This window comes from Pseudoalteromonas sp. SWN166 (genome assembly GCF_015864485.1).
In the GTDB taxonomy this organism is placed as follows: Bacteria; Pseudomonadota; Gammaproteobacteria; order Enterobacterales; family Alteromonadaceae; genus Pseudoalteromonas.
On the sequence record NZ_JADYXB010000010.1, the window covers coordinates 105,458 to 125,834 of the forward strand.

Consider the following 20,377-nt stretch of genomic DNA (forward strand, 5'->3'; position numbering starts at 1 on the left):
AATAGATCTAAAAAATTATTGTTTTTACGTCTTCTCATTTACTCCTCATTCGCTTCTCTTTGTGAATAGTGTTTTATTTAAGCAATTTAAAGCTGTGCTTTTCACGTGAGCAAGCTCAACGTCTACGTCAAAGTGTAGATATCAGTTTTACTTTGTAGACGCGAAGCTTGCTTGCGTAACGGGCAAAGCCCGTAAAATGACTTATTCACAAAGAGGTTATGAGGCGCTGCGCTTTTAGAGGAAGTGATTAAGTTAAAGCTATTATTGGCTTATGTCTTCTCATTTACTCCTCATTCGTTTCTCTTTGTGAAATATATTTTTCTTTTTTGAAGTGGTACAGATATTTATAAACAAAAAACGCGACGCTTTATTACTAAAACGTCGCGTTTTTCATGTGTTATACATACTAACTAATCTAAACAAACCTAAACCTAAACCAAATTACATGCTTTGTGCGTAGTTATACAGCGCCTTTAAAATTGTAAGGTTTTTTTCGCTGTCGTCATGCTCATGCGCTAGGTTCTCAAGGGTGATCATAAAATCTTGCGCATTAATCGACGGTTGATCTTCCCCGTGCATTAACTTGTTTTGGCAATACTGGCGCCATTGGTCAAGCTCTTGCTGGTTTAGCGTTTCAGGCCAATTACGAGCGCGGTATCTAAACAACAACGTATTAAACTTTTTATCTTCAAAGTCTAAATTCAACCCAGCCAATTCATCTGGTTTTGCATCACGAATAATCGCAAATTTAGCTTTATCAGCATGGCTTGTAAACCCATCGTAAAGTAAGTAGTCAACGTTAGTAGTGGCGCTGTAATCGCCTTGCTCGTTAAACACCTCAGTTACTTTATCGCGAAGGTTGGTATTGGCTTTTAAAATAGCTAAGTTAGCTAAGCACTGCTCGCGGTCAATTCCTAAACGAGCGGCGTTTTCAGGCAATAACGTTTTAGCAGGCGCTAAAATAGGGCACTTGTTTAAATGCACCAGTTTTAAGCCAACGGGTAAATCGCCCTCTGCCAAATCTAAGCGTTTGGTGTATAAACGTTTGCGTAACTCTTCAACATTTAAATCAATAAGTACTTGCGGGCTTTGAGTTAAATCAAAACAAATAACCGCGTTTTTATTTACCGGATGAAAGCTCATTGGCGCAACCCAGCTTGTACAGCCTTGCGTTGCAGGTATGCGTGATGTGGTATGCACCAGCGGCGTCATGTTAAATACATCAACCAACTCAGCAAGCGCTTTTTTACCACGCAAACCAAAAAAGAAGTTATACAGCTTTGGCTGTTTTTCTTTTATAAGCTTAGCCAGTGCAATAGTGGCGGTTACATCGCTTAGAGCGTCGTGCGCTGCGGCGTGTTCAATACCATTAGCTACCGTTAAATGCTCTAGCTTAAAGCTTGGGCTGCCGTCTTCTTTTAACGGCCATTCAATGCCTTCAGGACGCAGCGCGTAACAAGCTCGTACTAAATCAATAATATCCCATCGGCTATTATTGTTTTTATATTCGCGCTCGTAGGGGTCGTAAAAATTACGGTAAAAACTATAGCGGCTTACTTCGTCATCAAACCGAATACTGTTATAACCGGCAACACAAGTATTTGGCACACTAAATTCGGCATGAATTTTTGCTATAAATTCCGCTTCAACCAAGCCTTTTTTCATCGCCACTTGTGGCGTAATACCGGTAATTAAACACGCCTCAGGGTGAGGCAAGTAATCCGCTTGCGGCTTACAATATTCAATAAGCGGCTCGCCAATAATATTTAAATCAAGATCGGTACGAACACCCGCAAACTGGCTCGGCTTATCCTTCTGAGGGCTCGCTCCCCAAGTCTCGTAGTCGTGCCAATAGATTGTTGCTTGATTTTGCTCTTGATATGCCATGCTGAAAACCCTGAGTAGTTAACTTAAAAGCGCCTAAATACGCGCCAAGTTACTAAAATAATGAATTATTTAGATTATGGCATATGGGCGAGGGAGTTTATAGATATGACTGCAGTAAATAATTTATGTATAGATATGTAATTCTATTAATTGTTAACTTTTTTCACTCAAATACAGTATATTATTGTGAATATTTACTATTAGAATTAAAGTACGTAAGTTAAAAGGGATGTACATGAAATTACTAGGATTTTTTATTGTTTTCCTAATATTCACTATAAGCTATTTAATTAGTACTAATTGGTATGAGTTTTATACTGCATTAGGAGCTTTATTAGGAGGTATCTCTGCAACTATAGCTTTGATTTATTCATATAGTCAGTACTCTAGATTAAATGGCTTAGATGAAAGAGCAAGTTTATCATGCGTTCTATTGCCTAAAGTTTCTTTAGAATACGGAAGAGTGTTAGGTAATAGTATCAGTGGATATCTCTATACTATCAGTACTCTTAATAGAGAATACTCAGAAAGAAATATTCACGTAAAAATTAATAAAAAGCATAATTTGCGAGTTCGCGACTTAAATGCAATATTAGAAATAAGTACTGAGTTTGAGCGCACATACCAGGTATTGATATTCAAACAACCAAAGTTAAAATTAAAATGTGCACATGAGTATGAAGAGTTATTAAGAATAAAGAAATATGCAATTTACCTTACTCAAGTTTTAGTGCAGATATCATCAAATAAAAATGAGTTACAGCAAAAAGAAATTTTAAATTCCCTTATTTATAGAAAAAGTTTAAATCCGGAAGATGAAATTTTAAGGCAAGTACTAAGGGAAGAATTTACGGATAAGGAGAAAGCATATGATTTTAAAAATCAGATTAAACATATATGCGATGCTCTAGCAAAAAAGATATCTTTGTGATCTGTAATTTCATAATCGTTTTTTCAAGTATTTACTTCTGTAAATTAATCATTTGGCATTAGACTAAAGTCTATAAGTTAGATTTATTCACTTATTAGGTTTGTTTTACTCGTTTGTAGATTTTGTGTTAATTCTCTAAAGTTCAGTTGTCGGCAACAAGTACGACTTAACCAACAGGACTACGACCATGAAACTTACTCTTATCAAAACTATCGCTCTTAGCTCGCTACTTACATGTTCAGCTGCTGCAATGGCTGAGCAAAGTGATTACAAATTAATGGTTATTGAAACTGCAACAGCGCCACAGCCACTTGAGCAATCATTTAATAGCTGCGCACTGAATGTTAAGTCAAAAAATTACGCTGAAGCTGAAGCAATTTGTACTAAAGCAATCGCACTTTTAAAAGACGCAGATGGCCCTAAATTTAAAGTACGCCAACTTACGTCATTTGCATTAAGCAACCGTGGTGTTGCACGTTTAAAAGCGAATAACGACACGGCTGGCCTTGCTGATTTATACGAAGCTAACCAAATGTCTACAAGTACAATGGTATCGCACAACTTAACTCGCGCTAAAGAAGAGCTTTCTTTATAAGCACTTTATAAACGCTTTTATAAAGTGCTTACCAAAAGCATGTTATAAAATAGCGAGAGTAAAAAAGCCCATGTTAGGTTAATTCCTAACATGGGCTTTTTTGTGTGTTTTGTTTTGATATAAACTGAATTTAAGAAATATTAATGCGATACATCAGTATTTTAGGTACACTTGTTTTCGCTATATTTGCAATACATTAGTTCTAAAAAAAGTATTAATACAAAACTTAATACAATATTTAATATAAAAACTTTTTATAAAACATTCTTCTGCTTTGCTTGTGTAAGCAAGGCGCAACTACATATTTACTGAGACTAAACCATGGTACCTGCAACCAGCCTAACTGTGCTTGAAATAAGCGCTATATTTTTATCGATTACTGCGCTACTAAGTTATGTGAACCATCGTTTTATTGGTTTACCAACCACCATTGGCGTGATGGTTATTTCAATGCTTTTATCTATTGGCGCTATATTTTTAGGCTTTTTAGGGTTTGATGAAGTAATAGATTACGAAGTGAGTTTGCTCGATCAGTTAGATTTTACCGAAGTACTGCTCGATGGCATGCTCTCTATGTTGCTGTTTGCTGGTGCGCTGCACGTAAATGTTGGTGACTTAAAACGCTATAAATTGCCGATTGGTATTTTGGCTTGTGTGGGTACGCTGTTATCGACCGTTATTATTGCTGCCGCGCTTTATTTTGTAATGCCTTTACTTGGGTTTAACTTGTCGTTTATTTGGTGTTTACTGTTTGGCGCATTAATTTCGCCAACTGATCCGATTGCGGTTATGGGTATTTTACAATCAGCGGGTGCACCAAAAAGTATTGAAACTGTTATAGCAGGAGAGTCGTTATTTAACGATGGTATTGGCGTGGTGATTTTTGTGCTTTTACTGGGTATTTTATCTAGTGGCGATATTCCTACCACGTATTATGTGGCGCATACACTGGCGGTTGAAGCCGGTGGTGGTATTGTTTTTGGTTTGGTGCTGGGTGGTATTTTATATTACTTACTTAAAAGTATTGATAGTTACCAAGAAGAAGTACTACTTACTTTAGCGGGCGTTATTGGTGGTTATGCACTTGCAAGCCATTGGCATTTGTCGGGCCCACTTGCCATGGTAATGATGGGCTTAATGGTGGGTAACCACGGCCGAAGCTGGGCCATGAGCGACAAAACACGTCAGTATGTTGATTTGTTTTGGGAACTGATTGACGAAATTTTAAATGCTATTTTGTTTGTTTTAATCGGGCTTGAAGTTGTGATGATTGCCTACTCAGGTAACTTATTTATAGCGGCCGGTTTAACTATTATTATTGCGTTGCTAGCACGTCTTATGGTTGTTGGTATAACTACAACTACTTTTGGTAAACAGCTTGAGCTACCTTCAGGCGCGTGGAAAGTATTAACCTGGGGCGGTTTGCGCGGTGGTATTTCGGTAGCGCTAGTGCTGCAATTACCCGATGGCACTGAACGCGATATTCTATTGGCACTGACTTATGCTGTAGTGGTGTTTTCTATTTTGGTGCAAGGTTTAAGTATTGGTAAGGTTGCTAAAAGCATTCGCTAAATATAAATAGATTAACTATAAATTGAGTTAAATATAATTCATTTAAAAAGTCCGTGAAATAGTTCTATTTCACGGGCTTTTACTGTTCTGAGCAATCAATAATAAAGATGAGCGAAGATTACAAGTACCATTAAAAAGTAAGTGACAACTGAACACCGCTGTAAATATGTTCTTGTGCTTCCCAGTAGTCGCCATCTATTTGGCGTGCTCGAGTAAATACTTCTATTTTAAATGGCTTAAAGTGATAACCCGCGCCTATACCTGCATAGCCGTCTATATCGTTGTCCGATTTATCTATTTGATAGATGTTATCGCCTCTGTCGTTTTTAAAGGCGAGTTCGAACAGATCTAAGCCAAGCTCGGCGTATATAAAAAAGTCATTAAAATAGCCAAGCTTCATTCCATTATCCCAGGTAATAAACTCTTCTTGCTCGCCTTGTTTATTATCGACTACTGCCGCGCCAATTGCGCTTGTAAAAATAACACCAAAGTGACTGTTATTTTGTTTGACCATCATTTCGACACCAACAGATGTAATGCTGCTATCGCCATTAAATTCTGATTTTATAAACATACCGGTGTTAGGCGTATTATTACCAAGTAAAAGCCTTGCATCAGCATTTTGGCTAAATGCTAAAAGCGTGCTTAATAAAACAAAAAGGGGGAGTGTGTGTTTCAAAAAAGTGAACCCATTAATGATGAAAAGTTACCAGAGCCGTAATTATAAATACATGACTTAGTATTGCATGTAATTAAATGTGTAAATTTGTTTGATTGTTATTCAGCTATGCCAAAGCAAGGTGCTTAAAATAAAACCGACTAAATAAAAGCATAAATAATTATATGTATTTTGAAATGCAAAGTAGCGATTTTAGGCACGTAAGATAGTGCGTAAGTTATTTAAATATATAGAAAAAGTTCAAACGCATTAGACTAAGGTCTATAGGTTAATTTTTCTCACTTATTAGGTTTGTTTTAATCGTTTGTCGGGGTTGTGTTAATTCACTAAAGTTCAGTTGTCGGCAACAAGCACGGCTTAACTAATCAGGAATATAATCATGAAAACACTTATCAAAACTATCGCTCTTAGCTCACTATTAACATGTTCAGCTGCTGCAATGGCTGATCAAAGTGACTACAAATTAATGGTTATTGAAACTGCAACAGCGCCACAGCCACTTGAGCAATCATTTAATAGCTGCGCACTGAATGTTAAGTCAAAAAATTATGCACAAGCGGAAGAAATTTGTACTAAAGCAATCGCACTTTTAAAAGACGCAGATGGCCCTAAATTTAAAGTACGCCAACTTACGTCATTCGCATTAAGCAACCGTGGTGTTGCACGTTTAAAAGCGCATAACGATACTGCTGCACTTGCTGATTTATACGAAGCATCAAAATTGTCTAACAGCACAATGGTATCGCACAATTTAACTCGCGCTAAAGAAGAGTTATCGTTATAAAAAACGTTTATAACGTGTTTTATAAAGTGCTTACTAAAGCATGATATAAAATAGCGAGAGTAAAAAAGCCGATGTTGGGTTAAACCCCAACATCGGCTTTTTCGTGTTTATTAACTTTGTATTGTGTTATTAAAAAATAAAAAAACTGTATTCTGCTATTTATTGTTTAGTGATTTGCATGGTTTTTAACTAATTGTAATTACTAAGTATTTTTATAGATGTTAGACTAAAGTCTATAGGTTAGATTTATTCACTTATTAGGTTTGTTTTTATCGTTTGTGGTAATTGAGCTAACACTCTAAAGTTTATTTGTCGGCAACAAGTACGACTTAACTAATTAGGAATATAATCATGAAATTTACACTTTTAAAAACCATCGCTCTTGGCTCATTATTAACTTGCTCAGCTGCTGCAATGGCTAATCAAGGTGATTATAAATTAATGGTTATTGAAGACTCTGTAACTGCAGCCCCAGCATTTGAAAAATCATTTAATAGCTGTGCTTTAACTGTTGAATCAAAAAACTACGAAGAAGCAGAAGCTATTTGTACACAAGCAATTGCATTGCTTAAGCAAAGCCATGGTCCGCGTTTAAAAGTACGTGAGCTTACATCGTTTGCATTAAGTAACCGTGGTGTAGCGCGTATTAAGGCTCAAAAAGACACTGCGGGTATTTCTGATTTATATGAAGCGGTTCAAATTTCTAAAAACTCACTTGTAACGCATAACTTAACTCGCGCTAAAAAAGAGTTATCTTTATAAGAATGCTTGCATAAAGCGCTTATAATTTAGCGAGAGTATAAAAGCCCATATTAGGTAGCACCTAATATGGGCTTTTTTGTATGTTTGCATAACCGTAGTTACCTATTAAATACACTCCTTTTAATAAAACAGCTTTACTGAATAATAGTACTCTTAAGAGTGATTTTTATAGCCTTACGTTACTAATTTATATTGGTAAGTACTTGTTAGCTAAAACATAGATCTATAAATATAGAAACATAGGTAAAAATATTATTTTTTGACGTGACTAAACTGTACAGTAAAACGGGATTGTTTTATTTAAGTTGTTGTTTTTAATTGATAATAAAACCTAATGTCTTTGACTTTAGTCTGTTTTTATTTAAAATCGAAGTAATATATATTTTATAGCATTGACGACACGTGGATGCTAATCACTGTTTTGTGATAAATAGCTAGATATTATCTTGGTTTTAATTTTTAGTCCCACCTCCATATTACTAAAAATTAAACAAGGAATAGAGTAGTTATTAACTTGTGCAATAAAAATAAAAAGCGCAAATAAAGGGATTTAAAAATGCAATTCAAACTAAAAAAAATAGCTGCCTTGTTATTCGGGGTGGGTATTAGCCTTTCTGTATTTGCCGAAGATATAGAGCTATACGTAAACCATAATGTTGAAACCGATGAAAACCCTCGCGTGCTTATTGTGTTTGATACTTCAGGAAGTATGAAGACTAAGTTGCCTAATGGGGGCCCTAGAAAAATCGATGCTGGTATAAGCGCTATGACCCAATTAGTAAATGATAACAGCTCGATTGATTTTGGTTTAATGCGTTTTAATGGCAATGATGGTGGTTATGTTATGGCTGGCCTAGGCTCCTCACATGATAAAATATTGGATCAAATAAAAAAGCTGCCTGCTAGCGGGAATACACCTATTACTGAGACCTTATGGGAAGCTTACCTATATATGACGGGGCAGACGGTTTGGTATGGGCAAAATACGGACAAACGCGATACTACGATTGAGAGAGAGCAAAGTGGTAGTGATATACCTCGTTATGTTTCTCCTTTTCAACAGGCTGTTGGTGCAGATGAGCGTTGTGATAACTCAATTAGCTTAATATTAATGACTGATGGTGATCCGACACAAGATATTACCCGAAATGATGATATAAGAGCTTTATACAAATCTACTTTTGGTTCATATCCTAGTACTACAAGTAATAGCTATTTAGCCGCTTTAGCTCAGATAATACATGGTACAAGAGATGTTGAGGTGGATTTGTACGACACTACGTCAAAGGTTGCTGATACCGGGCGAGTTTTTACTATCGGTTTTGGTAGTGGCATGAGTACAAATGGTAAAAAGTTATTAGAAAAAACCGCTTTATTGGGGGGCGGCGAATACTTACATGCAGATACCTCAACTGAACTCTCTGAAGCGCTTAACAACACAATATCGAAAATACGTGAAGTTAACGATAGTTTTTCATCTCCTACGGTAGCTAGTAATAATGTTGACCAAACACGTAGCCGAGAGTCAATTTACTTTGCAATGTTTTATCCAGAAACAGGTGCACGTTGGAGCGGAAATTTAAAAAAGCTTAAAGTGTCGGGCGCTAATATAGTAGATTCAACGGATAAAATTGCTTTAGATGACAATGGGTTAATAGATGAAAAAGCGCGAACATTTTGGCTACCAACTAATAAGCCTGCAGATGGGAATTTAGTAGCTCAGGGTGGCGTGAATTTACTTTTATCAACTTTAGACCCTGATAACCGTAAAATCTATATAGATAAAACGGGGAGTATTATTGATTTTACTTTTGATAAAGTAAAAGGCATTTTAAATTTAGCGACAAGTACGGTTACCGATTTAGCCCCTGATTTAATCCCTAATATAGGTTTAACTTTAGTGGAAGATGATATTAGCTGGGCACGAGGGGTTGATGTTGATAATGAAGATGGTGATGACTCATCAGTAGATCAACGAAGCAATATTTTTGGCGACCCTTTGCATTCTAAACCGGTATCTATAGATTATGGCGATGGAAGTATTTATATACTTGTTGGCACTAACGCCGGCTTTTTACATATGTTTGAAGACAAAGGCAATACCGTTGAAGAAAAGTGGGCTTTTACACCTGCGGCCTTATTAAAAAACATTCCGGCTTTACGTAGTAATCTTGCAAATACTAAAGTGTATGGCATGGATGGGCCTATAAGTGTGTTCTTTAATAATAAAGGCTCAAACAGCGAAGGTTTAAATGATGGTGTTATTAGAGCAAGTGATAACGATGAAGTGTGGGCATTTGCAGGAATGCGTCGAGGCGGTAAAAATTACTACGCCCTGGATATAAGCGACCCAGATAAACCGAAAAAATTATGGAATAAGCCAATAGTTGGTGGCTCTGAAGAGTTTAAATATTTAGCGCAAACATGGTCTAAACCTCAAATTGCTTATATTAAAGCGTTTGGTGAGGATCCACTGCTGATATTTGGCGCAGGCTACGATACAAACAAAGATAAGGCGATTAGAACGACTGATGAAACTGGGCTAGGTATTTACATTGTTAATGCTAAAACTGGCGAAAAGGTATGGGCACTAACGCCGGAAGAACATGGTTTTACCGGGGAGCACAGTATTGCAGCAGATGTAACTACGCTTGACTCAGATTACGACGGGTATATCGACCGAATTTATGCAACCGATACTGGCGGTAATATTTGGCGTGTAGATATTCCTAGTGACGATGAAAGTGATATTACTCATTTTAAGCTTGCGGAGCTTGGCAGTACATTAGCGTCGCAAGACAGACGTTTCTTTTATAAACCGTTAGTTGCTAGAACGCTGTTTAGTAAAGTTACTAAGACCAATTATGATGGTGAGGTGATTACGACCCGTTTAGATACCCCGTATGACGCAATAGTTATAGGTAGCGGAAATCGTTCAAACCCACTTGCTACTAATGAGCAAGATCAGCTGTATATGATCCGTGATGAAAACACCCTAACAAAAATATTTACTGAATTTCCAGCCCCAATAGTGCCAGATGATTTAATGAAAATGAATGAAGACCCATTTGGTAACGCACTTGATGACGTTGATAAATTTGTTAACCTTGAAGTTAAATTAGCCGAATTTAAAGGGTGGCGATACGAATTAGGGACGGGCGAAAAGTCCCTTGCTGCAGCAACGGTCGTTGGTGGGGTTGCTTACTTTACTTCCTTTACGCCTGCATCTTCATCATCAACTCAAAACCAATGTTCGTTAACGGGTGGCGGTGGTTCGCTTTATGCCTTTCATTTACATTACGGAACGAAGGTTTATGACGATGTGAAATTTGCAACAAGTAATGATGTACCAGATACACCGAAACTATTTTTTGGGGAAGGCCCGTCGTGTGCAGATAATGATGCGGATGGTAAGTGCGATTGGGATGATGAAACGGATGTAACGCAAGTTAGTCAGTTTTATTTAATAGGCCCTGGGGTTAAAGGTTCTGATAAGCCGATAAAAGCTATTGAAATACTTGGACCAAATTTAAATGTTGAAGGTGGAAAAGTTAAGCTAGTAAATGGCGCTCAACCAATTGGTTTTGGCTTTAAAACTCAACAAACGTATATTTATAAACGTGAAGAAAACGATAGTCAGGCACATTAAAAACACGATGTTATAAACATAAGCCACCTTAATTAGGTGGCTTTTTAATTTTAAGAGCGAATCAAAAATGCTGATGGTTTGCTTATATAATTGTTTTATAGTCATCGAAGCCCTCTAAACCAACCCATGTATGATACACATTCGTTTACAAAATACTGCCTATCACTCAAGCCCTTTATTTTAGGTACCTGTAGTCCATATTAGTCAACAATAGTTGGTCTTAGTTATATTTAATTAACAAATGTAATGGCTAAATCTAACATTCCATGCAAGGATATAGGTACAGGGCATGTTAACTTGTTGCCATCCCCCATAAAAATTCAATAAATTTCAGTTGTTTAAATTTATATCAACCTGCATAAATCTTTGCCTCGTTTAGCGTAATTTTCTTAACGTTAAATAGATCCCATATATAAGCAGATTGGTATTACTTATTTGTTATTAAAGTAACCAATTCAATTTATAACAATATGATTAATAATAATTAAAGTACAAAAAAGGAAGTCTTTGTATGTCTTTTAAAAAAAGTCAGTTAGCTATTTCATTAGCGTTTACGCTAGGCCTTGTTGGGTGTGGTGGTGGCGGTGATAAAGCGGCCGTAGTAGAGCCAATAGTAGCCAAGCCTGATCCTGTAAAAGTAGAACCAGTAGAAGTAACAACTATTTCTCTTACTGGTAAGGTTATTGATGGCTATGTATCTGGTGCAATAGTATGGCTAGATATTGATGGCGATGGTACTTTTGATGAGCAAACAGAACCTTCTGTAGTCTCTGAAGAATCGGGTAATTATAGTTTTAATTTTACAGAAGAGCAGGCGCTGTGTGTGCCGTATTCAACTATGTATGTAGATGTACCCGTTGGCGCAATTGACGAGGATTTAGGAGAGGTAACGCAAGCGTATCAAATGTCATTTCCACCTTCAATTGAGGCTTTGACTGATGAAGATATTCGAAATATATCACCTTTAACAACCGTTATTTGGGAGCAGTTAAGCCTTCAATTACAAAAAACTGGTAGCAATAATTTAAGTTGTGATGCACTTAAAGAAAATACTGAGTTGCTTGCAAATGTTCAAAGCGAAATAACGAATGTTATGCAAAATTTGGTTGCTCATTATAATTTGACGACAGAGCAAATTTACTCAGATTTTATTGCCAATAATGACAGTGATGCGTACGACAGAGCACAGGCGATTGTTAAGGGATTAAAAGCTGCCTATAAATATAAGCAAGAACTAGATGCTCAGTTTCCTGACGCAGAAGAAGTAAGAGCAGTGATTTACCAAGACACAGCAAAAGATGCAGAGTATGGATTTGAAAATGCATGGTACCGCGACAAAGTTATTTTTGCAGGCGCTGAGCTTATTTATGAGCAAGTAAAGCTTCAAAATACAGACGAACTCGACAAAATTGACGTTATTTTGTCTCGATTGGATTCAACAGATACGCCTTGGGGCGAAGAGTCGTTAAATGGAAAATTAACAGTTAGAGACGATGTTTACATTAACGCCGATCGTACTTACCGATGCTCTAGCATTGAGAACGTTAGTTTTGAGCAAAGCAATGTGCTTTATGGAGTTGATAATACAAGCCCATCGGTTAACTTTCCAACAGCAGATGAATGCGTTAGTGCTAATTTAGATACACCGTTCGAGCGAGGTTTTAGCATTAGCTATACTGAGTCAGGATCGTTTTACCAAACTGACTTTGCCTTTAGAGAGGAAAATGCCGACTTTCAAACATTATCTGATTGGGTAAATGTTAAAGACAAAGCTGCTGATCTAGAAACTCAAGATTTAGTGACCGTACTTGCTGCTATGCCCTATAGGTTTGATGACGAAACATCTATTGATGCTAGCTTTTGGCGTAAATACAAAACCACAGACAACGTACGTATTTTTAAAACAATTGAAGGACAATGGTTTAGAGATACCCGCCGAGAAGATGGAACAATGCTGCATGAGTGCGGTGAAAATGGTGTTGATTGGGCTCCATGCGAATAATGTAAAAAGCACTTTAATAAATATTTAGCTTAGTGCCAGTCAGTTAATAACTGACTGGCATTTTTTTGTTTAAAAAAGCTCACTTTTACGTGCAGTTCTAACTATGTACCTGATGAACTCTATTTTTAATCTGTTTTTTACTAAGGTTTGCTGTAAAATCACTCGGTTAACATTTGTGTAGCAATATTTACAACTGTTATTGCTCGTTAAATATTCAAACCAATTTAAGTAGAGCTTATGATTTTTTATATTAGTGGATTAAGTTTACTGGTTATTATTTTATGCGTATCGCTTTATGTAATTTACAGCAATGTGCATAAAAGTCGGGTAAGAAAATCCAAAGAATACAACGTACTGTTTGATAAAGACACGATAGTGGATGATTTAATCACTCAACTAACAGAAAAAAATCAAACACAAGAAAACCAAGATAAAACAGCTAAAGGTAAAAAAGAGATCCTCGAAACATTTGTTGAGTTACATCGCTCTGGTAGCTTTTGCGCACACTTGAGTGAACAGGAAATTATTTACTTTGTTAAAAAGAAATTAAACATGGAGAGTAATAAAAATGGATAGCGAAAAAGCAGTCCCAGCAGTAAAAAGTGACTCATTTATGAATCGATTTGGTCGTCGTAATGTAATTGTTGTTTCATCAATTGTTGTTGTATTAGCCGTAATTGCAACGCTTACATCGCAAGTTGTTTCTTGGAATGAAGCAGATGAGCGTTTAGTACATCAATCTGCTTTTACAGGTAACTTAACCGTAATAAATCAAGCCGGCCCTTATTTAAAAGCGTTTGGTACTACATCGGCTTATAAAAAAGTAATTTCGATTAACTTTACGGGCGATGCCGGTGCAACAGCAAGCGCAATTGTACCGCTAATACCTATTCGATTTTTAGATACCACAACAGGTGGCGCACGAGGTGTTTCACGTTTTAGATTACCAGGCAATGTACCAGCAGCTGAATCGGGTGCTTTACGTGGTTTACTTAAAATACACGAAGAGTTTGGTTCACAAGAAACGCTAATATCTAATTTATTAATGCGCGCAACCACTGAAAATGTAAAAGCGTCGGCGCGTATGATGTCGGTAGAGCAACATTACTCTGGTGGTAATGGCCAATTAAGCCAAGATTTTGCTGATCAATTAACAAACGGTATTTTTGTTACTGAACAAATTATTAGTACCGGTGAGCGCGATAAATCTGACGATTTAGGTAATTTAAGTAAACAGCAACGTGTCACTATTAATATTAAAATGGACGACGAAGGTAATACACTGCGTAATGCACCTATTTTAGGCGCTTATGGTATTACAGTCGTTGATGCCAGCATTATTGATATTGACTACGAAAGCAAAGTAAACGCTCGCCTTGAGGCGCAAAAGCAAGCCGCTGCTGATGAAGCACTAGCACGTCAAAACCTTAAAAAAGCTGAGCAACAAGCACGTACCGAAGTGGCTTTAGGTGAACAAGCAATTGCTAAGCAACGTGCTGAATCTGAAAAGCTGAAAATTAAAGAGCAAATTGATGCTGAACGAATTAAGGCAAATGCCATTATTTCTGCGCAGCAACGAGTGGCTGTAAAAGCGGAGCTTGCAAAAGAGCAAGAAGAGATTTTAAAGCAACAACGCTTAGAAGCATTAGGTATGGATGTTTTAGCTGAGGCTCGCTTAAGAGCTAAGTCTGCTGCACTTGATCCTAAGTATGTATTTGATGAAACGTTAAAAGCAGAAGTTAAAATTCAAACTGCTTTATTTACGAGCTTAGGTAATAGCCGTTTAGTACCTGAAATTGTAATAGGCGGGAGCCAAGGCGAGCAAAGCAATGGCTCTGAATTTATGCGTTTATTAGCCGCTGATGCTGCATTAAGCCTTAAAAAACGTTTAGAAAAAGAGAAAAAATAAACGATTAGTTAAGTATTGTACAAATAATAAAAACGTTGGCTGACTTACATCGGCCAGCGTTTTTTATTGTGTAAATTTTGCTATTGTATGGCGCGGCTTAGCTTGTGAAAACAGGCTTTTTAAATTATGAAATAAAAGAGTGAGCAGTATTTATGGACTCTAACAGTAAGCAGTTTATTTTAGATTTAGGGCAAGAGCATATTACCATTCAGCGACGATATGAAGCGTTGGGTGCATTTAACGATTTTTTGATTGCTGTGTGGTTTTTAATTGGCAGTTTTTTCTTTTTAAATGACTCTCTAATAGAAAGTGGCACATGGTTGTTTATAGCGGGCAGTGCTCAATTGCTTATAAAACCTGTTTTGAAGTTGATTAGCTTAGTACATGTTAGTCGGGTATTTCATTCAAATAGAACTTCATAAATAAAACCATAAATACGACTCATGATGAGTTCAGGTATTGTGGCTAATAATTTACCTTTATAGGTAAATCACTGGTTATGTAAATATCAAGGATAGAAAAGTGAAAGTACTTAAGTGGATTGCAATTGGAATAGCTACTTTATTAATTATAGGCTTACTAATCCCCGAAAAAATAATGATTCCGGTACAAGGCGCTACAAGTAAGGATTGGAATCATAATACGTTTTGGTACGAGCCTTGGGGCAGGTCGGGTGTGCACAAAGGAATTGATATTTTTGGCATAAAGAACACTCCTGTAGTTGCCTCAACAAACGGTGTGGTTATATTTGCAGGTGAGCTAACTCGAGGCGGTAAGGTGGTTGCAGTGCTTGGACCTAAATGGCGCGTGCATTACTTTGCACATTTAAATGACTACTCTGTAAGTACAGGTGATGTAGTAAGCATAAACAGTCAAATTGGATTACTGGGCGATACCGGAAATGCCGCAGGAAAACAGCCTCATGTGCATTATTCTATTTTATCGTTAGTGCCCATGCCGTGGCTTTTTACAACGCAAAACCAAGGGTGGAAAAAGATGTTTTTTTTGAGCCCACATAAAAAACTCACTGCTAAATAATTACTTCATTATTTATAAATGACCTTTGTGTAAATAATAGTTTTAGCTGTTAAAGCAAGGTATTTAACAGCTAGAATTAGTTAATAAGTAAGAGTGTATTTAAGCTAGAGGTTAGCCTGCAACAGGTGTTTTACCCGCGCGAATATTTTTAATGCTTTTAATAAACATATAAATACAGGTAGTGATTAAACAGCCTGCTAGATAAAACACAATACCGTTTGGTGCATCAGATAAATTTGCGGCGAGCATAGGGCCAAATACCGAACCAATACTATAACTGAGCAGCATAACCTCAGTTGCCGATACTATTTTTGCCATTGGCAATGAGTCGCACGCAAGTGTTATAGCAATCGGGTAAAGTGCAAAGCTGCACGCGCCTAGTATTAAGTAGCTTACTATTAATCCTGCTAAGGTGTTTGCTTGTAATATACCCACAGCACCGGCTGCACCTACTAAACAAAACATACCCATTAATAAGCTTTTTTCAAGCCGAGTAGATAAGTAACTCACAAGCGGTTGCACGACCATGCCGCCTAAAATAATAACCGCCATAAGTGTGCCTGTGTACTGAGCTTGATCAGTCTGCGCTGAAATATAAACCGGCATTAAGCCGTAAATAGGGCCCAGTAATAAGCCTGAAGCTAAGCATCCGAGCATTGCAGGGTGGCTTAGTGTTTTTATTTCTTTTAGTGGTAGTTTTTCAAGGTGCTGTTTTTCGGGCTGACCTTTGGTTATTAATAAAGGGGCTAAAATAGCTAAAAATAATAGCGAGGCTACAAATAAATAAGGCGTTGAACCTTCGGTGCCAAGCGGCCCTATAGCAAGCTGACCAACGGCGCTGCCGCCATAAAGTGAGGTCATGTATAAGCCCAAACGTTTCGCACGCGACTTTGCTGTGTTGGTCATTAATAGCCATGATTCAACAACGACAAACACACCAGCAACAGCAATACCTGCAATAAAACGAGCCGCTAACCAGTTACCCATATTTGGAATAGCAAGCTGTGCCAGTACGCTTACAATTAATAAGCTTAAAAATAATATAAAAGCGAAGCGATGACCTATTTTTACCACCACGCGTTCAATGGTTGTAGCGCCAACAAGTAAGCCAAAGTAAAAAATGCTCGCAAGCCATGGTGCTAAGTTTTCATCGAGTTTAAATGCGGGTAACGACAGCGGAATAAGGCTCATTAAAAAGCCGGATGCGATAGCAAAAAATGACAGCCCAATAACAGGCGCTAAAGGGTTGTTTGGGGTGCTTGTGGCGGCTAGTTCGGCCATTTGTGTTTATCGACTCTTGAAGGTAAATAACCACTGTTTTAAAGTTTGAGAGGTTACTTTAATAATAAAATTTGCGCGAATTTAGAGCCAAATTAAAGATAAGTAAAGTGATTTTTATTAGACAACATAAATAAACTTTAAAACGATCGTTTTGGTAAATTATCGGATCTATTATGCTTATTGTTGTAGTGTTTTTATGTAGATATTGTTTTATATTTGTGAGTATTTATTTGGGCGTGTTGCTCTTTGTGGATTGAAATTTGTTCAATCTAGGGGCGATTTAATCGCGGCGCGAGGTTTGTAACCTAGCGGGCTCGGTAACTGCTCCTGCGTTACCCTACTGGCTTACATCCATGTAAGAATAAGTAAAAACCGAGCAAAGCTTCCGCGTCCTGCTCACGCCCCTTACCGACATCCATGTAGGCAACAAAGAGTTAATCGTCCCTAGAAAGAACCCAAGGGGCAGCGCATGTTTGGCATTTATGCTGCGTTATCGCCTATTTATCGGGAACAACCACACTACATAGGCTCTGCCTTGCTTAAATACCAAACAGTCTGCTGCAAAATTAATCACGAAAGGTCAACACGCCCTAGTTAAACCCTATATAGAATAGGGTTTAACAGATTTTTAATGCAAGCTGACAGGCACATATCGCATGCTGCACGTAACTTTTTAAAGTTAATTAATATCGGGTGTAGAGTCTCTTAAAATAAGCTTTGGCTGAAACACATGCTTTACTGTTATACCGCTTTTTTTATAAATATCTTTAAGTACTAAGTTAGCCGCAGCTCGACCCATTTCGGGAACTGGGTTATCTATTGTAGTCAGTGTTGGGTAGAGATAATTGGTAAAAATTACGTTATCGAACCCAATAATGGCTAAATCTTTTGGCAGGTTAAAACCGTGTTCGCGGGCGTATTTCATAGCACCCGATGCCATTTCGTCATTGGCGCATACAAGCGCGGTTATTTGCGCTTTATTTTGAATAAAATGCCTTAAGCCGTCGCTTCCGCCGGTTTCTTTAAAGTCGCCTATGTAAAATAGCTTTTCGTCAAAGGTTAGGTTGTACTCTGCTAGGGCTTGTTTGTGACCTTTTAAACGATTTGACGCGTCTTCTTTAAACTGCGGGCCTGCTATGTACGCAATGTTTTTATGACCTTTGTTGATCATGGCTTTAGTGGCTAAGTAGCCGCCCATTACGTTGTCGAGGCTAATGCAGTTTTCTTCAATTTCTTTAACGTAGCGGCTCATTAGGTAAATAGGGGTTTTACCTTTACTTAACTCAATTAGGTACTCGTTTGATACTGCTTCTACGTGGGCAATAATAGCGTCGCAATTACGGCCTATTAAAAATTCAAAGCCGCTTTTTTCTTTTTTCTCGTCACTGTGTCCAGGGGTAATAATAACGTGTTTCCCCGCAATACGGAGATGTTCTTCAATGGCTGACATCATTTGACCAAAAAACGGACCATCCAACTCAGAAACTAAAATACCGACGCTGTTTGTAGTACTCGAGGCCAAAGAGCGCGCAATAGAACTTGGCTGATAGCCTAGTTCTTTCATTGCTTCTAATACCTTTTTTTTAGTTTTTTTGCTTACGTAGTCGTTGTCGTTAAGTACCCTTGAAACAGTTGATAAAGACACACCTGCCATTTCTGATACTTGATAAATTGTCGCCATTGATGTCCTAGCTTATATGTGTTTTTACTCGCGCTTTATAAAACTATAAAGCGCGAAGGGTCATTAAAAGTTAATTTACACATTACTGCGTCTAATTGCTAAGTCTTCTGTTATTTTTTGTGTCATCGCTGAAGTAAGCGGATAAATAAGCATCAATGCGGCGCCTAAAAAAGCAAATGCGGCGGGTATCCAGCTCATAAGTAATTGCATACCAGGGAGTGCTTGTTTAATAGTTAGCTCATCCATGCCGTTATAGCCGTAACCTGCAAGTACCACTAATACTAATGCACCGGCAAAACCACCCCCGGTTTTTTGCACAAATGTACCCGCTGAATAAATTAAGCCTGTAGCGCGGCGTTTGTTTTTCCACTCGGAGTAATCGGCTGAATCACCAAGCATACTAAAGAATAATGTGGGCATCATCGCGGCAAAAAATTCAGCGGCGCAGCCAAAGGTAAACACAGCAACCAGGTTATCGCTAGGTACCCAATAAAATGCAGTAGTGAGTATCCCGCTTAGCATTAACGATGCAATAAAGAGGTTTCGTTTACCCATTATTTCGGCCAGTTTACCTGTGGCAAGTGCGCCTAATATAGATACAACCAACAAGGCGATAAAATACTGCCCAGCCATGAGTTCATTAGCTACGTGGTACTTAAAGTAGTACGCAATTACACCGTATTTTATGCCGTTAAACATCATGGTTAAAAAACCAATACCGAGTAATACCAGCCAAGGTTTGTTGGTTAGAAGATCAACCATATCGCGCTGTGAACCCGTTAAGCTTTGCTTATCTTTATTGAGTAGTTTTTTAATAACGAATGTCATTGCTGCCATAACAAGGGCAAAAAATACGCCGCTGTATAAATCGCGGTAATAAAAAAACAAGGTAGTAGCAAGCAAAGGTAGGATTATAAATGGTAGGCTTTTAGTTAAATCAAATAACTCTGATTTTAAATTGCCTTCATTTGAGGCGTGCGGTGTTACACGCTCTTTAGTGGTCGCAAACGTTATAATCATTAAAATAATAAGTAAGCTGGCAAATAAGTACATAGTAAGCTGATAGCCTTTGGCATCGTCGCCGCCACCAAAAAATGCCACTAGCTCAGGTAAAAAACCCATCACTAATAAACCACCAGTAAAGGCGCCTGCAAACCTAAAACCAGAGAGCTTTGTGCGCTCTGTATCGTCTGGTGTCATTACGCCCATAAGTGCCGAGTAGGGCACGTTACTTACGGTGTAAGCAAGCGTTAAACCTATGTAGGTTACGTAGGCATAAATAAGTTTATTGGTGGTGCTAAAGTCGGGGGTAGTAAAACACAACACCATAAACAAGCCCAAAAACGGTGCCGAGTAGAGTATCCATGGGCGAAATTTACCAAAGCGCGACTGCGTTCTGTCGGCAATCATACCCATAATAATATCGGTAACGCCATCAGATAGCCTTACCACCAAAAATAACATGGCAGCGGCAGCCGCCGATATGCCAAATGTATCGGTGTAAAACACCGCTAAATAAGCAAGCGCACCGCGCCATACTAAGTTAGCGCCAGCATCGCCCATGGCGTAACCGACTTTTTCGTATAAAGGGAGTTTGTTCACAGTGT

General features: G+C 37.8%; 16 protein-coding genes. 11 read left to right on the top strand and 5 right to left on the bottom strand.

What is annotated here, in order from left to right; translation table 11 throughout:
* Positions 1-441 precede the first annotated feature (441 nt).
* Positions 442-1,887, bottom strand: coding sequence for an exodeoxyribonuclease I (gene sbcB / locus I6F49_RS08480; RefSeq protein ID WP_197179778.1), 1,446 nt, complete (start codon positions 1,885-1,887; stop codon positions 442-444).
* Between the two features lie 235 nt (positions 1,888-2,122).
* Here sbcB and I6F49_RS08485 point away from each other — a divergent pair, with 235 nt between their 5' ends.
* The 3 genes from I6F49_RS08485 to I6F49_RS08495 all read left to right on the top strand — a co-directional run bounded on the left by I6F49_RS08485 (position 2,123) and on the right by I6F49_RS08495 (position 4,985).
* The gene (locus tag I6F49_RS08485; RefSeq protein WP_197179780.1) at positions 2,123-2,818 is read left to right on the top strand and encodes a hypothetical protein; all 696 of its coding nucleotides are present in this window, start codon (positions 2,123-2,125) and stop codon (positions 2,816-2,818) included.
* A 187-nt stretch (positions 2,819-3,005) separates the two neighbouring features.
* Complete coding sequence (locus tag I6F49_RS08490; protein ID WP_101162764.1) at positions 3,006-3,413, top strand: hypothetical protein; 408 nt, start codon at positions 3,006-3,008, stop codon at positions 3,411-3,413.
* A 321-nt stretch (positions 3,414-3,734) separates the two neighbouring features.
* On the top strand, positions 3,735-4,985 hold the full coding sequence (locus I6F49_RS08495; protein ID WP_197179782.1) for a cation:proton antiporter: 1,251 nt from the start codon (positions 3,735-3,737) through the stop codon (positions 4,983-4,985).
* A gap of 130 nt (positions 4,986-5,115) precedes the next feature.
* Here the strand turns inward: I6F49_RS08495 and I6F49_RS08500 are convergent, their stop codons facing one another.
* Positions 5,116-5,664: a hypothetical protein gene (locus tag I6F49_RS08500; protein WP_197118814.1), complete on the bottom strand. Its 549-nt coding sequence runs from the start codon at positions 5,662-5,664 to the stop codon at positions 5,116-5,118.
* 379 nt (positions 5,665-6,043) lie between these two features.
* On the opposite strand from I6F49_RS08500, the gene I6F49_RS08505 reads away from it, so the two are divergent.
* From I6F49_RS08505 to I6F49_RS08540, 8 genes are all read left to right on the top strand, one after another.
* Positions 6,044-6,448: a hypothetical protein gene (locus I6F49_RS08505; RefSeq protein ID WP_165741922.1), complete on the top strand. Its 405-nt coding sequence runs from the start codon at positions 6,044-6,046 to the stop codon at positions 6,446-6,448.
* Positions 6,449-6,799: 351 nt separating this feature from the next.
* Positions 6,800-7,210 carry a hypothetical protein gene (locus tag I6F49_RS08510; protein WP_010553497.1) on the top strand — a complete coding sequence of 137 codons (411 nt, stop codon included), beginning with the start codon at positions 6,800-6,802 and terminating at the stop codon, positions 7,208-7,210.
* A 556-nt stretch (positions 7,211-7,766) separates the two neighbouring features.
* Positions 7,767-10,859 carry a pilus assembly protein gene (locus I6F49_RS08515; RefSeq protein ID WP_197179784.1) on the top strand — a complete coding sequence of 1,031 codons (3,093 nt, stop codon included), beginning with the start codon at positions 7,767-7,769 and terminating at the stop codon, positions 10,857-10,859.
* A gap of 511 nt (positions 10,860-11,370) precedes the next feature.
* Complete coding sequence (locus I6F49_RS08520; protein ID WP_197179786.1) at positions 11,371-12,861, top strand: hypothetical protein; 1,491 nt, start codon at positions 11,371-11,373, stop codon at positions 12,859-12,861.
* Positions 12,862-13,098: 237 nt separating this feature from the next.
* Positions 13,099-13,437: a methanolan biosynthesis protein EpsI gene (locus tag I6F49_RS08525; protein ID WP_197161042.1), complete on the top strand. Its 339-nt coding sequence runs from the start codon at positions 13,099-13,101 to the stop codon at positions 13,435-13,437.
* Positions 13,430-14,770: an SPFH domain-containing protein gene (locus I6F49_RS08530; RefSeq protein WP_197179788.1), complete on the top strand. Its 1,341-nt coding sequence runs from the start codon at positions 13,430-13,432 to the stop codon at positions 14,768-14,770. The genes I6F49_RS08525 and I6F49_RS08530 overlap by 8 nt, the downstream gene beginning before the upstream one ends.
* Before the next feature lie 152 nt (positions 14,771-14,922).
* Positions 14,923-15,192, top strand: a complete 270-nt coding sequence (locus I6F49_RS08535; RefSeq protein WP_197179790.1) for a YrhK family protein — start codon at positions 14,923-14,925, stop codon at positions 15,190-15,192.
* Between the two features lie 100 nt (positions 15,193-15,292).
* Positions 15,293-15,808, top strand: a complete 516-nt coding sequence (locus I6F49_RS08540; RefSeq protein ID WP_197179792.1) for a M23 family metallopeptidase — start codon at positions 15,293-15,295, stop codon at positions 15,806-15,808.
* 111 nt (positions 15,809-15,919) lie between these two features.
* On the opposite strand, the gene I6F49_RS08545 is transcribed toward I6F49_RS08540, so the two are convergent.
* The 3 genes from I6F49_RS08545 to I6F49_RS08555 all read right to left on the bottom strand — a co-directional run bounded on the left by I6F49_RS08545 (position 15,920) and on the right by I6F49_RS08555 (position 20,372).
* A complete protein-coding gene (locus tag I6F49_RS08545; RefSeq protein WP_197179794.1) occupies positions 15,920-17,089 on the bottom strand; it encodes an MFS transporter in 1,170 nt (389 codons plus the stop codon).
* Positions 17,090-17,768: 679 nt separating this feature from the next.
* Positions 17,769-18,770 carry a LacI family DNA-binding transcriptional regulator gene (locus I6F49_RS08550; protein ID WP_010553502.1) on the bottom strand — a complete coding sequence of 334 codons (1,002 nt, stop codon included), beginning with the start codon at positions 18,768-18,770 and terminating at the stop codon, positions 17,769-17,771.
* 75 nt (positions 18,771-18,845) lie between these two features.
* Positions 18,846-20,372: an MFS transporter gene (locus tag I6F49_RS08555; RefSeq protein WP_197179796.1), complete on the bottom strand. Its 1,527-nt coding sequence runs from the start codon at positions 20,370-20,372 to the stop codon at positions 18,846-18,848.
* Between the last annotated feature and the right edge of the window lie 5 nt (positions 20,373-20,377).

Coding starts and splice junctions, on each gene's coding strand:
- sbcB (WP_197179778.1), bottom strand. CDS start 1,887: ATGGCATATCAAGAGCAAAATCAAGCAACAATCTATTGGCACGACTAC.
- I6F49_RS08485 (WP_197179780.1), top strand. CDS start 2,123: ATGAAATTACTAGGATTTTTTATTGTTTTCCTAATATTCACTATAAGC.
- I6F49_RS08490 (WP_101162764.1), top strand. CDS start 3,006: ATGAAACTTACTCTTATCAAAACTATCGCTCTTAGCTCGCTACTTACA.
- I6F49_RS08495 (WP_197179782.1), top strand. CDS start 3,735: ATGGTACCTGCAACCAGCCTAACTGTGCTTGAAATAAGCGCTATATTT.
- I6F49_RS08505 (WP_165741922.1), top strand. CDS start 6,044: ATGAAAACACTTATCAAAACTATCGCTCTTAGCTCACTATTAACATGT.
- I6F49_RS08510 (WP_010553497.1), top strand. CDS start 6,800: ATGAAATTTACACTTTTAAAAACCATCGCTCTTGGCTCATTATTAACT.
- I6F49_RS08515 (WP_197179784.1), top strand. CDS start 7,767: ATGCAATTCAAACTAAAAAAAATAGCTGCCTTGTTATTCGGGGTGGGT.
- I6F49_RS08520 (WP_197179786.1), top strand. CDS start 11,371: ATGTCTTTTAAAAAAAGTCAGTTAGCTATTTCATTAGCGTTTACGCTA.
- I6F49_RS08525 (WP_197161042.1), top strand. CDS start 13,099: ATGATTTTTTATATTAGTGGATTAAGTTTACTGGTTATTATTTTATGC.
- I6F49_RS08530 (WP_197179788.1), top strand. CDS start 13,430: ATGGATAGCGAAAAAGCAGTCCCAGCAGTAAAAAGTGACTCATTTATG.
- I6F49_RS08535 (WP_197179790.1), top strand. CDS start 14,923: ATGGACTCTAACAGTAAGCAGTTTATTTTAGATTTAGGGCAAGAGCAT.
- I6F49_RS08545 (WP_197179794.1), bottom strand. CDS start 17,089: ATGGCCGAACTAGCCGCCACAAGCACCCCAAACAACCCTTTAGCGCCT.
- I6F49_RS08550 (WP_010553502.1), bottom strand. CDS start 18,770: ATGGCGACAATTTATCAAGTATCAGAAATGGCAGGTGTGTCTTTATCA.